Source organism: Rhodococcus sp. EPR-157, assembly GCF_001647195.1.
Lineage (GTDB): Bacteria > Actinomycetota > Actinomycetes > Mycobacteriales > Mycobacteriaceae > Rhodococcoides.
On the sequence record NZ_LVCV01000664.1, the window covers coordinates 1 to 15,040 of the forward strand.

Sequence of the window (15,040 nt, forward strand, 5' to 3'; positions counted from 1 at the left end):
ATTCCCGAGGTGGGCGAGCGTCTCGGCCACCCCGTTCGGAGACGGTTCTGACGCCCCTCGGCGAGGTCATCGAACTCGAGACCACACCGCGGGGCGCACGGATGCTTCGCGGGCCGCGGCTGCAGAAAAAGGGCTTCTTCCTTCGCGCCGAGACCGCATTCGAGATGACGGAGAACCTCGGCGGCGTGCCGGGTTACTGGGACGAGAACACCGCCGAGATGAGTCACGGCGAGGGCTTCCTCGCGGTCTTCCGCGCGATGTTCCGAGAACCGGGGTTCTACGTCCTCGACGAACCGGAATCTGCGTTGTCGTTCACTGCCTGCCTTCACCTGGTGGCATTGATGGACGAGCTGGCAGAGTCCGGTTCACAGGTTGTCTGCGCAACCCACTCGCCGATTTTGTCATCGCTCCCCGGCGCCGACATCATCGAAGTCGACGAGCACGGTATGCAGCGAACGCCGTGGGAGGAACTACAACTCGTGACGCATTGGCGTCGCTATCTCGACGATCCGGCGTCGTACTTGCGCCATCTACTGGACTAAGCCGAGGCGGCTGTGTCTGCTCGCGTGCGCACGCTCCCCGGTGAAACGCCGAGCACACGCTTGAATGCTCGCGCGAACGCAGCCTCCGATCGATAGCCACTTCGCTTCGCGAGTTCTGCCACGGTCATGTCCCCGGACCTCAGCGTGTCCTGTGCACTGCGCATCCGCCACCGCGCAAGATACCGCATCGGAGACTCCCCCACCATGGCGGTGAATCGCGCCGAGAACGCCGAACGTGACATCGCAACCTCCGCCGCCAGCGACGCTACGGTCCACGGCGTGTCCGGGTTGCGGTGGATCAGTGCCAGAGCAGGACCGACGGCCGGGTCCGCAAGCGCGCCAAGCCATCCCAACTTGGCAGCAGGGTCGGTTTCGATCCACGACCGGAGCGCCTGAATCACGAGGATGTCCGACAGCCGCGTAATGACGGCCTCTCCGCCCGGCCGGAGGTACTTGGCCTCGTCGGCGACGAGACCCAGGGTGCTGTGCATCCACGACAAGTGCGGCGCAGGAGCGGATTCGACCACGATCAACGGCGGCAGCGACCTGATGAGCTGCACCGCCGACGGGTGATCGAGCCGCACAGCGCCGCACACCAACGTCGTCGCAGAGCCGCCGCCTCCGTGTCGAATAATTGCGTAGCGGTCCGAAACGTAGTCGTGGGGCAGGTCGTACACGATCGGTACCGTGTGTCCGGACTCTTCGTCACTGGACAATGTATGCCCCAAACCATGAGGCACGAGCGCGAATTCACCGGGCACGAGGTACCTCGCTGGTGCGCCGGATACCTCGAGTCTGCAGCGTCCACTGGTCACGACGTGAAACCAGAGGCAATCCTCCATTTCCGGCATCGCGAACCCCCACGGCTCCGACAGCTCCGAGCGTGCATAGAACGCTCCGGTCATGCGAAGAAAGTGCAGCGCCTCGCCGAGTGGATCCTTCGAGGTCCATGGGTCCTGTCCGCGCATTCTCCGATCGTACGCCGAACCTGGACGAATGAGCATGAACTAGCGACCATTGATCATAGATTGTCCACCGATGCGCTGAGAAGCTGGACGCATACAACGAAAGGACACATCGTGATCACCATCATCGGAGCTTCCGGACAGATCGGCAGCAAGGTCGCACGGGAGCTTCTCGACACGGGCGTTCGTGTCCGCGCACTCGGACGCAATCACCGATCACTGGCACCCTTCACCGAGGCCGGAGCAGACGTGCGCGTCGGCGACATCGAAGACACCGAATGGCTCACCGACTCACTCGGCGGAAGCGACGCCGTCTTCGCGTTGGTCCCCAGCAATCCCTTCAGCGAAGACTACGCACACCGACAGGAGCAGCTCGGCGAATCGATCTGTGCTGCAATCGAAGCGAGCGATATCCCTACAGTCGTCGCCGTGAGCAGTCTGGGCGCAGACAAGCCGGACGCTCCGGGCGTCATCGGTGCACTGCATCGACAGGAACGGCGACTGGCGACAGTGTCGGCACGCGTGACAGTGCTCCGACCCGTGTCGTTCTTCGAAAACCTGCTACCCGCGGTCGACCAGTTGCTCGAGTCCGGCAGTCACGTCGATTCGGTGCAGGCGGACCTGGCGATACCGATGATCGGCACGGTCGACATCGCACGCGCGGCGTGTACTGCACTGACGGACTCGACATGGAGCGGACATGTGGTCCGCGATCTGCTGGGTGAGCGCGACCTGAGCTACAACGAAGCGACTGCAATTCTCGGCAGGCACTTGGCGATCGGCGATGCCGAGTACGTCCAGCTGCAGTACGAGGACATGATCGGCGTCCTCACCGGCCTCGGGTTCTCGCGGGAGTACGCCCGGCAGTAAATCGACATGACGCGAGCCTTCAACAGCCGCGAGCTCACCGACCCCGTACCGCGGACGGCCGCGAACACCACGCCGACGAGTTTCGAGCACTTCGTATCGTCGCTGCACACACCGGCCGGACGTGCGTCGTGATCGACCGAATCGCCTCCGTCGCCACAATGATCGCGGCCGTAGGGTGCGGACTGACGGCCGGAGTGATGCTCGCATTCTCGGTCGCCGTCATGCCCGCGCTTACCAATCGCCCTGCATCGGACGGCGGTGCGACGATGCAGCACATCAACGTCAGCATCGTTTCGCCCATATTCTTGACGATCTTCCTCGGCAGCGCACTTGCTGCCGGCACCGCAGCAACTGCGGCGCTCGTCTCCGGTTCGGAAACACGTGTGGCGGTGACGGCGGGAGCATTGTTGTACATCGGCGGCTGTGTGCTCGTCACCATGTCCGTCAACGTGCCACTCAACGACACTCTCGCTGCCGTAGACCCCTCTAGCGCTACAGGCGCCGAAGTCTGGTCGAACTACCTGACGCGGTGGACACAGTGGAACCACGCGCGGACGGCGGCAGCGGTGGCCGCGTGCGTCCTGCTGACAGTCGCGGCGAGGCGCTGAAAGTCGGTGGACTAGAGGTCGGCAGGTGGATCTTCGTGTCGTCGACGAATCTCGTCCTCGAACCTCGCGATGAGGCGGTCCGCCTCGGCGAGGTCCACATCCCGAGCACCTTCGTCCATCGAGGCGTCGCGACCGCGACGAAGGGCAGCAAGTTCGGCGTCGAGTTCGTGGTTGTCCAAAACACGGGGATCCAACATGCCTCCTATTGTCCGCCACCGACAGTCCTGCGCGCACGTATTTCGCCGAGGATGGCAGGCTGCATCGATGACCACCGTGCACAGTTTCGCACCGATCGTCGACGCCTCGGCCCATACGCTGATCCTCGGGTCGATGCCGGGAATCGCCTCGCTCGATGCCGGCGAGTATTACGCGCACTCCCGAAACGCCTTCTGGCCGATCATGGGAGCACTGTTCGACGCCGGCCCGTCGATTCCGTACGAGCAACGGACATCGGTCCTGACGACCAACGGCATCGCGGTGTGGGACGTGTTGAAGCTGTGCACGAGGCACGGAAGCCTGGACTCGGCCATCGTCGAATCCTCCATCGAGACAAACGACCTTGCCGGTCTCCTCGACGAGCACCGGTCGATCGAACAGATCTTCTTCAATGGCGCCAAGGCCGAGAACAGCTTCCAGCGGTACGTCGCACCGCTTCCGAGAACCCTGACCACAGTGCGTCTTCCGTCCACCAGCCCTGCGAACGCGTCGCTGAGTTTCGAGCGCAAACTCGACGCATGGCGTGTCATCGCACCTTGAAACTGCCTTCCACATTCACGGCGGGGCGACGGTCGCCTAGGTCGTCGGCTTCCGCGGAAAGTGCCGAATCAAACCCTCCTGGACGACGGTTGCGAGCAGCAACCCGTCCATCGAGAAAAAGCGTCCGGTCGCCAGTCCACGGGATCCTGCGGCCACCGGTGACTCCGTCGCGTACAGCGCCCAGTCGTCGAACCTGAACGGGCGGTGGAACCAGATGGAGTGATTGACCGTTGCCGCGACGATCCGGTCGAATCCCCAGGACAGACCGTGCGTCGTGATGATCGAATCCAACACCGTCGTGTCCGACGCATATCCCATGGTCGCTGCGTGGAAGATTGCGTCGTCCGGCAACGGACCGTCGGCCTTCATCCACACTCGGTTGTGATTGAGCTTCTCGCCCGTGCCCTGCAGAATCCACGCGGGATCGTTCGCGTACCTCATGTCGATCGGCTTCAGCGCATCCACGAACATCTGCAAACGGTCCTCGTACCCGACGAAGTGATCCCCGAGTGGCGGCAGTGCATCCGGATACGGCACGTCGGGGACCTCGACGCTGTGCTCGAGGCCCTTCCCGAAATCCTGGAACGCGGCAAGCATCACGAAGATCTCGTTGCCGTCCTGATACGCGGTGACCTGACGATTCGCGAACGCACGGCCGTCGCGATGACGGTCGACGTGGTAGTCGATCGGCTTCGAAACGTCGCCGCCCCTGATGAAATGCGCGTTGATGGCGTGGACGTCACGCGTTGTGCCCGTGACGGTCCGGCCCGCAGCGATGAGTGCCTGCGCGACCATCTGACCACCGAACGTGCGACTCCCGACCTGGCGAGGATGCACCCCCCGGAACTTGTCCTCGCCGATCTCCTCGAGCTCGAGCAGCCCGAGGAGCGTCTGCAAATCCGACTTCATGCTGACGTTCTCGATATCGGTACTGCTCGGTACAGTCGCTGCACCCGTTCCCCCCACATCGGTCACTTACCGGTCCTCTTCCCCAATTCGGTGCACGTGGATCAAGTTGGTCGAGCCTACTGTGCCGGGAGGAGCACCAGCCACGATCACGACCTGATCGCCCTTGTTGTACCGACCGAGTTCGAGCAGCGCCTTGTCGACCTCGAGCACCATGGCGTCGGTCGTTGCAACCTCGGGCACCAGGAACGTCTCGGTTCCCCAGCTCAAGGCCAGCTGCGAACGAACCTCGGGAATCGAGGTGAACGCGAGCAGCGGCAACGACGTGTGCAAACGAGCGAGACGACGAACCGTGTCGCCGGACTGGGTGAACGCAACAAGCGCCTTGGCGTCGAGACGCTCACCGATGTCGCGCGCGGCGTAGGAAATGACGCCACGCTTGGTGCGGGGAACGTGGGTCAGCGGAGGCACGCTGTCGCCCTCGGTTTCCACGGTCTCGACGATGCGAGCCATGGTGCGGACCGTTTCCATCACGTACTTGCCGACCGAGGTCTCGCCCGAGAGCATGACCGCGTCAGTGCCGTCCAGTACGGCGTTCGCGACGTCCGACGCCTCGGCCCTCGTGGGGCGGGAGTTCTCGATCATCGACTCGAGCATCTGGGTCGCGACGATGACAGGCTTGGCGTTGGCACGCGCGATCTGGATCGCACGCTTCTGTACCAGTGGGACCTGTTCGAGTGGCAACTCCACACCGAGGTCACCGCGAGCCACCATCACCGCGTCGAACGCGAGGACGATTGCTTCGAGATTGTCGACGGCTTCGGGCTTTTCGAGTTTTGCGATAACCGGAACGCGACGTCCGACGCGATCCATGATCGCGTGCACGAGTTCGATGTCGGCAGGCGAACGCACGAACGACAGTGCGATGAAGTCGACACCGAGTGCGAGCGCGAACTCCAGATCGGCGATGTCCTTCTCCGACAGCGCCGGAACCGACACATTCATTCCGGGAAGGGACACGCCCTTGTTGTTGCTGACCGGTCCACCTTCTGTGACGCGACACAACACGTCGTTGCCCTCGACTCCGGTGACGACGAGACCCACCTTGCCGTCGTCGACGAGGAGACGGTCACCTTCTTTGGCGTCCTGCGCCAATTCCTTGTACGTCGTCGACACGCGGTCGTGCGTTCCCTCGCACTCGTCCACGGTGATTCGAACCAATTCACCGTTGGCCCACGTCGTCTTGCCCTCGGCGAATCGACCGAGGCGGATCTTGGGGCCCTGCAGGTCGGCGAGGATGCCAACAGCTTTGCCGGTGGCATTCGACGCTGCTCGAACCCTCTCGTAGTTCGCCTGATGATCAGGATGATCACCGTGGCTGAAATTCAGTCTGGCGACATCCATTCCACTCTCGACGAGTTCACGGATTCGCTCAGTGGTAGCGGTCGCAGGTCCAAGGGTGCAAACGATCTTAGTACGTCGGCTCACGACGACGAGCCTAGTCGGTACCTTCAACCTTCTCTACGGCAGAGGGACCCCTCCAGATCCTACTGACCGGTAGTAGTGAATCACCACAGCTGAGAGCACCTGGATCGGTACAGACTGCGGTCTCACACCACCGCGAGAGGAAGGGCCGTCGGATGCACCGGCGACGGAAGATCCGAGCGTCCGGTGAGATACGCATCGACCCCGTGCGCCGCCGAACGTCCCTCGGCGATCGCCCAGACGACGAGCGAGGCCCCACGATGCGCGTCACCGCACACGAAGACTCCTGGCGCGGTCGTCTGCCAGTCAGGCCCGCACGACAGCGAACCCCGCCGAGTCAGCGACAGGTCGTAGTCGTCCAACAACGGGCTGTGTTCGACTCCCTCGAAGCCGATCGCGAAAAGTGCCAAGTCGCACGGAAGCTCGACTTCCTCGCCGACCGGGGTGATGATCCGACGGCCGTCCGCATCGCGCTGCACTTCGACTTCGGCCAACACCATCGCTCGGACGCGACCGTTGGCGTCACCCAGGAATCGCTGAACCGCTACTTGGTGGCGGACGACACCGCCCTCGGCGTGCGCCGGTGACGTCCGCAGCACGAGCGGCCACGACGGCCACGGTGACGTCGAATCGTCGCGGGCATCGGGCAGGGCCCTGTTGTAGTCGAGCTGCGTCACCGACGCGGCCCCCTGGCGGTGGGCAGTTCCGAGGCAGTCCGCACCGGTATCACCGCCTCCGATGATGACGACGTGCTTGTCCTTGGCAGAGATCGACGTCGGCCCATCCCCCTCGCACTCCTTGTTGGACGGCACGAGATGTTCCATCGCGAGATGGATTCCATCGAGTTCGCGTCCCTCGACGGCAGTGTTGTCTCGGGCTCGTAGCGCACCGACGGCGAGCACAACGGCGTCGTACTTGGCGCGGAGCTGCTCGACGGTGAAGTCGATTCCGACCTCGCAGTCGGTGACGAAATGTGTTCCCTCAGCACGCATCTGCATGAGTCGCTGATCGAGAACGGACTTCTCCAGCTTGAATTCCGGGATCCCGTACCGAAGCAGGCCGCCCAACCTGTCGTCACGTTCGTAGACGGTGACATCGTGGCCCGCGCGAGTCAACTGCTGAGCCGCTGCCAGTCCAGCCGGCCCAGAACCGACTACTGCAACGATCTTTCCGGTGGTGATCGTCGGCGGTTGCGGGACGATGCTGCCTTGGTCCCACGCCAGGTCGGCGATGGTCTGCTCGACCCGCTTGATCGTCACGCTGCCGCCGGTCTCACGTTCGGAGATCGACAACACACAGGCCGACTCGCACGGCGCCGGACACACGCGGCCGGTGAACTCGGGAAAATTGTTGGTTGCGTGGAGGCGATCGCTGGCCGCGTCCCACCGGCCACGCCGAACGAGGTCGTTCCACTCCGGAATCAAGTTCCCGAGCGGACAACCAGCGGTGCCCGAGTGGCAGAACGGAATGCCGCAATCCATGCACCGGCGGGCCTGATCGGACACCTCATCTGCACGCTGCTGCGCCGGTTGGTGCGAGTAGACCTCGTTCCAATCCTTCACGCGCTCGCCGATCGGCCGCTTGACCGCCTCTTGCTTGGCTATTTCGAGAAAACCTCGGGGATCAGCCACGTGCAGCCTCCATGATCGCAGAGTCGACGTCGCGCCCCTCGGCGCGCGCCATCGAAGTCGCCTCCAGCACTCGCTGGTAATCGACGGGCATGATTTTGGTGAACAACGCGGAACGACGTGGCCAGTCGGCGAGTAGAGATGCGGCAACCGCGGACCCGGTCCACGCGCGATGGCTCTCCACGGTGTCTCGTAGCCAGGCGAGATCGTCGGGATTCGGCTTCTGCAGAGCAACCATCGCAAGGTTGACGTTGCTCTCGTCCAGTCCGAGGACGTACGCGATTCCCCCGGACATGCCAGCCGCCATGTTGCGGCCGGTCGGACCGAGCACGACGACACGACCGCCGGTCATGTACTCGAACGCGTGATCGCCGACGCCTTCGTTGACAGCCGTCGCGCCCGAGTTCCGCACTGCGAAACGCTCGCCCGCGCGCCCACGGAGGAACATCTCACCCGAGGTCGCGCCGTACAGAATCGTGTTGCCCGCGATGACGTTGTCCTCGGCCACGAACGTGGCGTCGGGAGAGGGACGTACGACGACCCGTCCTCCCGAAAGACCCTTGCCCACATAGTCGTTGGTGTCACCGATCAGATCGATGGTGATCCCTGCCGGGAGGAACGCACCGAGCGACTGCCCGGCCGAACCCGTGAGTTCGACGCGGATGGTGTCGTCGGGCAGACCTGCCCCTCCATACCGCCTGGTGACCTCGGCACCGAGGAGGGTGCCGACGGTGCGGTTCACGTTGCGCACAGGCAGTTCGAGCTTGACGGGATGCGCGTCCTCCAACGCACCCTCGGCAAGCTGAATCAGAGTCCGGTCCAGTGCCAGATCCAGCCCGTGATCCTGCGCGCGCAGACGCCTGCGCTGTGTCATCGGCGCCCCGTGCTGGTCGGTCGGCATCGCAAAGATCGGCGAGAGATCGAGCCCCTTGCTCTTCCAATGCGCGACTCCGGCAGCAGTCTCCAGGGCGTCCGCATGCCCGACTGCCTCGTCGATACTGCGGAAACCGAGCTGCGCCAGGTACTTGCGCACGTCCTCGGCGACGAATCTGAAGAAGTCCTCCACGAATTCGGGCTTGCCAGTGAAGCGTTTGCGTAGCTCGGGATTCTGCGTCGCCACGCCCACCGGGCATGTGTCCAGATGACAGACGCGCATCATGATGCAGCCGGACACGATGAGCGGCGCGGTGGAGAAACCGAACTCTTCTGCACCGAGGAGGGCCGCGACGATGACGTCACGCCCTGTTCGCAGCCCGCCGTCGCACTGAACGGTGATGCGGTCGCGAAGACCGTTGAGCACCAACGTTTGCTGGGCGTCGGCAAGACCTATCTCCCAGGGGGCACCGGCATGTTTGAGTGAAGTCAGCGGCGCCGCACCGGTGCCGCCGTCGTAACCCGAAATGAGAACCACGTCGGCGTGCGCCTTGCTGACGCCGGTGGCGACGGTCCCCACTCCTACCGAGCTGACGAGTTTGACGTGCACACGCGCGTTCTCGTTCGCATTCTTCAGGTCGTGGATCAACTGTGCGAGATCCTCGATCGAATAGATGTCGTGATGTGGCGGAGGCGAAATGAGTCCGACCCCCGGAGTGGAGTGCCGAGTCTTGGCAACCCATGGGTAGACCTTGTACCCCGGAAGCTGTCCACCTTCACCGGGCTTGGCGCCCTGCGCCATCTTGATCTGGATATCGGTCGCGTTGACGAGGTAGTCGCTGGTCACGCCGAAACGCCCGCTGGCGACCTGCTTGACAGCGCTCCGCCTGCTCTTGTCGTACAACCGATCGGTGTCCTCGCCGCCCTCCCCCGAATTCGAGCGGCCGCCCAGGTTGTTCATCGCGACGGCCATCGTCTCGTGGGCCTCGGCGGAGATGGATCCGTAGCTCATCGCCCCGGTATTGAACCGAGTGACGATCGACTCGACCGGCTCCACTTCGTCGAGAGGTATCGGCTCTCGCAGACCTTCCTTGAACTCGAACAGTCCGCGCAACGCGCCGCCCTCACGGGCGAGGCGATCGACCTCGCTGCTGTACTTCTGGAACACGTCGTAGCGGCCGGTTCTCGTAGCGTGCTGGAGTAAGAACACGGTCTCGGGCGTGAAGAGATGAAGCTCGCCTTCGCGGCGGAACTGATACTCGCCGCCGATGTCGAGCCGACGGTGCACACGGTCGGTGGGGTTCTCGGGGTATGCACGTCGATGACGCAGCTTCACTTCCTCGGCAAGCACGTCCAGCCCGACGCCACCGAGCGTGCTGACAGTGCCTTTGAAGTACTCACGCACAACCTCCTTGTCGAGACCGACCGCCTCGAAAACCTGTGCGCCGGTGTAGGAGCTGACGGTCGAGATGCCCATCTTGGACATGACCTTCAGCACTCCCTTACCCAAGCCGTAGAGGTAATTGCGCACCGCCACCGACGATTCGACGCCGGTGAGCTCGCCCTCGGCGACGAGGTCCTCGATGGACTCCATCGCCAGATACGGGTTGACCGCAGACGCCCCGAATCCGATGAGCAGAGCCAGATGGTGCACCTCACGCGCATCTCCCGACTCGACGACCAAGGCAACCTTGGTCCGCTCCTTGGTTCGAACGAGGTGGTGATGCACGGCAGCCGTCGCGAGCAGAGACGGTATCGGCGCATAGGTGTGATCGGAATCGCGGTCGGAGATGATCAATGTCCGGTAGCCGGCAGCGATCGCATCGCTGGCTCGGCGCCGCAGTTCCTCGATCGCCTCCGCGAGTCCTTCGCCACCACGCTCTACCTCGTAGAGCCCTCGCAGGACCGTCGCAGACAGTCCAGGATGGTCGCCATCGAAGTTGATGTGAATGATCTTGTTCAGTTCGTCGTTGTCGAGAACCGGCCACGGCAGCACGATCTGACGGCACGACGCAGCCGTCGGCTCGAGCAGGTTCTGCTCCGGACCCATCACGCGTGCGAGCGAGGTGACGATTTCCTCGCGGATCGAGTCGAGGGGCGGGTTGGTCACCTGAGCGAACAGCTCGATGAAGTAGTCGTAGAGCTGCTTGGAACGCTGCGACAACACGGCGGGCGGTGTGTCGGTTCCCATGGACCCCAACGGTTCTCCGCCGGACGCGGCCATCGGAGTCAGGACCACCCGGAGGTCCTCCTCGGAGTAGCCGAAGGCGATCTGCCGGCGAACCACCGAATCGTGGTTGTACTGAATGTGTGCACGTTCGGGGAGTGTCTTGATCTCGAGGAGACCCGCGTGCAGCCATTCCTGGTACGGATGCTCCTGGGCGAGTTGGGTCTTGATCTCGTCGTCGGGGACGATACGGCCCGCGGCGGTATCGATCAGGAACATCTTGCCCGGCTCCAGCCGTCCCTTCGCGACGACCTCCGATTGCGGAACGTCCAGCACGCCGGCTTCACTGGCGAGGATCATCCGACCGTCGACGGTCTGCCACCACCGGCCAGGGCGAAGCCCGTTGCGGTCCAGGACAGCCCCGACATAGGTTCCGTCCGTGAAGGTCACGCAGGCGGGCCCATCCCACGCCTCCATGATGGATCCGTGGAACTGATAGAACGCACGGACCGTCGGGTCCATACTCGTGTGGTTCTCCCACGGCTCGGGCACCATCATCATCACCACGTGCGGCACGCTGCGGCCGCCCAGGTGCAGCAGTTCCAGCACCTCGTCGAGTGACACCGAGTCGGAGCCATCGGGATTGCAGATCGGGTACAGACGTTGCAGATCTCCGGGAATCAGATCGGACGCCAGCATCGCTTCACGCGCTCGCATGCGATTGCGGTTTCCCTTGACCGTGTTGATCTCACCGTTGTGCGCCACGTACCGGTGCGGATGGGCCAAAGGCCACGACGGGAACGTATTGGTCGAAAAGCGGCTGTGCACGATGGCAATTGCGCTCATGCACAAAGGGTTGCGGAGGTCCGGGAAGTACAGCGGCAACTGCATCGTGGTGAGCATGCCCTTGTAGACCATGGTTCGAGACGAGAGCGACGGAAAGAACAGTCCGGTGCCCGCGTCCTCGATCTCGGGTGTCACACGTTCCGCGCGCTTACGTAGCCCGTAGACGAGACGATCGAGCTCGATTCCCGACGGCCTGTGACCGTCGACCTCGGGCGCTGCCACGAACAGGTACGACATGTGCGGCATGCATCCGAGTGCAGTGAGTCCGATGTCGGCCTTGTCAGGATCGACGTGCACTTCTTGCCAGCCGAGAATCTCCAGACCCTCCTCGGCGGCGATCTCTTCGACCCTCGCGATGGCACCTCCCCGTTCGCGAACCCCCTGTGGCAGGAAGCAGATTCCCGCGGCGAAAGCGTTGGTTCCGTCCTCCGCACGAGCAGGAAGCGAGAAGTCAGCGAGAGACTCGAGCAGTTCCACCGGGAGTTGGATCAGGATGCCCGCGCCGTCACCACTGTTCGGCTCGGCTCCGGCAGCGCCGCGGTGCTCCAGATTCTCCAGGGCAAGTACGCCGTCGGCGACGATCGCGTGCGACCGGCGACCGGCGATGTCCGCGATCATCGCGACGCCGCACGAATCCTTCTCGTGGGACGGGTCGTAGAGCCCTTGTTCTGTCGGCAACTGTGAGAACAGCAAGTCCGTCACCTCCCTCTGGGCCAGGGAGACACCACGAAGGAATGGGCGCCGAATCCACGGCGCCATTTCATTCTTCTCGGCAACTCCGCTAGCGATCAGCTTCGGCGAGAATGGTGCTGCGCGCCGAAGCTCTTGTTTCACTGAACGGGTCTACCGGGACAACTCTGGCCCGCGAAGGAATTCGACCCTAGGGCCGAATGCTGGAAGCTTACCGTAGCTTTCGACGAAGACCGAAACCACGGGTACGGCGTGCTGTACGAACGGTTCGTCAATCTCGCAGCGGACGCCCGTGTTCGTCGCGGACGCTGCCGGTGAGCATCATGATGCCGTCGACCAGCGGCCAAATCCCGCCGATGCCGCACGTCAACCACGTCACCGCGATCTGCGCCACAGCTATCCCCGGCTGGTTCAGATAGAAACGACCGGCGCCGAACGCGCCGAGCAGAATCCCGAGCAGACCGGCGGTTACCTTGGACTTCTCCGACAGCGGCTCCCCAGTGACCGGGTGGCGACCGAAAGGTGCGGTCGGATCGACTCCGTACGGACCCGATCCGTACGGTCCCGGGCCGGCGTAACCGGCTGGCGGCCCATACCCCTGCGACTCAGGGCCCTGTGGCCCGACACCATATCCAGGAGGCGGTGGATATCCCTGGTACTGCGATCCCTCGAATTGTTGCCCCTGGAATTGCTGGTCGTACTGACCGGACTGCGGGTAGTTCGGGTCAGGGGGTCCGTAGACCGGCCCGGCTCCGTAGCCCGGAGCGGGGGTTCCGGCCTGGGGCGACGGCTGACCGTATGGATCATTCGGTTCGGATTTGTCGAAATTGATCGACGACGAAGGTGTGGTCGGCGCATCCGGTGTGGTGGGTGGCGGATAGCTCGGACTCTCGCCCCAACCCGGACCGTTCCCAACGCCGGAATGAACGTTCCAGCCAGGACCAGAACCCGAACCTGAACCGGTCGCACCTGTCACCGGGCCGATTTCGGAGGTAGCGGGTGGTTCCGACAGCGAAGCCTCCGCTGTCGCGTCGTAATCGAACGCAGAACCGAATTCCGGCGGTGTCTGCGGAGCGTCCGAACCACCAGCGGATTCGGATCGATCATTCTTACCGGACTCACCGAGATTCTTGTCGGACTCACTCACCGGGCACTCCTTGCAACAGGTCTACGTCGAAAACCGAGTATCGAGATAGGAGAAGTGTGCCACTAGAACGGGGTCAATTCCGAAGTCGACGGCCGCTGCTGTCCCTGACATTGCCCACCAGCATCATGATGCCGTCCACGATCACCCACACTCCGAGACCCATGAGTATGAGAACACCCACACCGAGGATGGCCGTGAGCCACCCCAGCACGAGAAGGAGGAGCTGCGCCACCGCAACGCCGTTGCTGCCGATGTAGAACCGACCAGCGCCGAACCCACCCAAGAATATCTGCAATACACCTGCCGTCACCTTGGACTTGTCCGAGAGTGGCTCGCCCGTCATCGGATCCCGACCGAAGGGGGCGTCAGCCGCGGAGGCCGGATATCCGGCCCCGTACGCGTAGTAGCTCGGGACGGACTGGTGATAGCTCTGTGCGGGCGCCTGGCCACCGTAATACGGCGGAGGGGAACCTACCGGGTACTGGACCGGCGGGTACTGGGGTGCGGGGTACTGAGACGCGGGGTACTGAGACGCGGGGTACTGGGGTGCCGGGTAATGGCCTGGATAGACCGGATACGCCGGAGCTTCCGCCTGGGCTGTCTCTCCGTAGGCGGTGGGATACGCCTGTGTCGGCTGCACTTCGTCCGGATACCCCGGAAACGGATAGCTTTCGGTCGGATTCGGAACGTGGGGCGCTCCGGCAGTCGGTGCCATCGAGTACTGATCGAAAGGTTGGCCGAAATCGACGTCTTCGTCGCGCTCGGGCTTCTTCTCGAAATCAACCACTCGTGGTGCCCTTCTCCCCAGATGTGCTGGCGTCTTCGTCTCCGGCATCGGAGGACTTCGTCGTTTCGTCGGAGTCTGCATCCATGTCTGCGTCTGGATCCTCACCCGGATCGACCCCATCGTTCGACGCCAACGATCGAGGATCCTCGCGTCCCTTGGTCGCCAACACGAAGTACAGGATCGCCAGAACGAACACGATTGCAGATGTGAACGTGTTGATACGGATGCCACCGATGTGCGTGGCGTAGTCGTCGCGAAGCAGTTCGACCCAGAATCGGCCGGCACAGTATCCCGCCACGTACAGCGCGAACAGTCGTCCGTGGCCGATGACGAAACGCCGATCGACGATCACGAGCAGCACGACGACGACGAGGCTCCACACCATCTCGTACAGGAACGTCGGGTGTACGACCTTCTCGAGAACGCCCGTCGAGACGCCGGTCAGCGGATCGACACGACCGGCGTCGTTGACGCGTTCGTAGATCTAGAGGCCCCACGGCTGAGTGGTTTCCCGGCCGTACAGCTCTTGATTGAAGTAGTTCCCCAGTCGCCCGATCGCCTGAGCCAGCAGTATCGGTGGTCCGACAGCGTCGCCCAGTGCGGGCAGCGGAATTCCGCGTCGCCTGCACGCAATCCACGCGCCGACGCCACCCAGAAGGACCGCTCCCCAGATCCCGAGACCGCCCTCCCACACCTTGAGCGCTCGGATCGGGTCGCCACCTGGTCCGAAGTACGTGGTCCAGTCCGTGGCCACGTGGTACAGACGACCA

The 15,040-nt window shown here is 63.4% G+C and carries 12 protein-coding genes and 1 pseudogene; 4 read left to right on the top strand and 9 right to left on the bottom strand.

Annotation, left to right across the window (positions count from 1 at the left end; all coding sequences use genetic code 11):
* The coding region (locus A2J03_RS28215; protein ID WP_068381155.1) for an AAA family ATPase at nt 1-542 on the top strand (542 nt) is incomplete at its 5' end.
* Here A2J03_RS28215 and A2J03_RS28220 read toward each other — a convergent pair.
* A complete protein-coding gene (locus tag A2J03_RS28220) occupies nt 539-1,510 on the bottom strand; it encodes an AraC family transcriptional regulator (protein WP_068381176.1) in 972 nt (323 codons plus the stop codon). The two genes, A2J03_RS28215 and A2J03_RS28220, sit on opposite strands and share 4 nt — an antisense overlap.
* Nucleotides 1,511-1,621: 111 nt before the next feature.
* Between A2J03_RS28220 and A2J03_RS30265 the strand changes: the two genes are divergently transcribed.
* Together A2J03_RS30265 and A2J03_RS28230 are read left to right on the top strand one after the other, a co-directional pair.
* Nucleotides 1,622-2,377 carry an NAD(P)H-binding protein gene (locus tag A2J03_RS30265; protein ID WP_197481009.1) on the top strand — a complete coding sequence of 252 codons (756 nt, stop codon included), beginning with the start codon at nt 1,622-1,624 and terminating at the stop codon, nt 2,375-2,377.
* Between the two features lie 128 nt (nt 2,378-2,505).
* On the top strand, nt 2,506-2,985 hold the full coding sequence (locus tag A2J03_RS28230; protein WP_068381158.1) for an anthrone oxygenase family protein: 480 nt from the start codon (nt 2,506-2,508) through the stop codon (nt 2,983-2,985).
* A gap of 11 nt (nt 2,986-2,996) precedes the next feature.
* On the opposite strand, the gene A2J03_RS28235 is transcribed toward A2J03_RS28230, so the two are convergent.
* Entirely contained in the window at nt 2,997-3,182 is a 186-nt protein-coding gene (locus tag A2J03_RS28235; protein WP_068381160.1) for a hypothetical protein, read from the bottom strand.
* A gap of 67 nt (nt 3,183-3,249) precedes the next feature.
* Between A2J03_RS28235 and A2J03_RS28240 the strand changes: the two genes are divergently transcribed.
* Nucleotides 3,250-3,741, top strand: a complete 492-nt coding sequence (locus A2J03_RS28240; protein WP_068381164.1) for a DNA-deoxyinosine glycosylase — start codon at nt 3,250-3,252, stop codon at nt 3,739-3,741.
* 36 nt (nt 3,742-3,777) lie between these two features.
* Here the strand turns inward: A2J03_RS28240 and A2J03_RS28245 are convergent, their stop codons facing one another.
* The 7 genes and pseudogenes from A2J03_RS28245 to lgt all read right to left on the bottom strand — a co-directional run.
* The gene (locus A2J03_RS28245; RefSeq protein ID WP_068381179.1) at nt 3,778-4,650 is read right to left on the bottom strand and encodes an acyl-CoA thioesterase; all 873 of its coding nucleotides are present in this window, start codon (nt 4,648-4,650) and stop codon (nt 3,778-3,780) included.
* Nucleotides 4,651-4,716: 66 nt separating this feature from the next.
* Nucleotides 4,717-6,135 (bottom strand): pyruvate kinase, encoded by a 1,419-nt coding sequence (gene pyk / locus A2J03_RS28250; RefSeq protein ID WP_082898146.1) that lies wholly within the window; start codon nt 6,133-6,135, stop codon nt 4,717-4,719.
* Nucleotides 6,136-6,257: 122 nt separating this feature from the next.
* Nucleotides 6,258-7,763, bottom strand: coding sequence for a glutamate synthase subunit beta (locus A2J03_RS28255; RefSeq protein WP_068381169.1), 1,506 nt, complete (start codon nt 7,761-7,763; stop codon nt 6,258-6,260).
* Entirely contained in the window at nt 7,756-12,339 is a 4,584-nt protein-coding gene (gene gltB / locus A2J03_RS28260; protein WP_068381181.1) for a glutamate synthase large subunit, read from the bottom strand. The genes A2J03_RS28255 and gltB overlap by 8 nt, the downstream gene beginning before the upstream one ends.
* A gap of 268 nt (nt 12,340-12,607) precedes the next feature.
* Complete coding sequence (locus A2J03_RS28265) at nt 12,608-13,483, bottom strand: TM2 domain-containing protein (protein WP_068381173.1); 876 nt, start codon at nt 13,481-13,483, stop codon at nt 12,608-12,610.
* A gap of 73 nt (nt 13,484-13,556) precedes the next feature.
* A complete protein-coding gene (locus A2J03_RS28270; RefSeq protein WP_231912749.1) occupies nt 13,557-14,270 on the bottom strand; it encodes a TM2 domain-containing protein in 714 nt (237 codons plus the stop codon).
* Nucleotides 14,263-15,040: pseudogene (gene lgt / locus A2J03_RS28275) on the bottom strand (prolipoprotein diacylglyceryl transferase); the annotation flags it as partial. The pseudogene lgt and the gene A2J03_RS28270, both read right to left, overlap by 8 nt.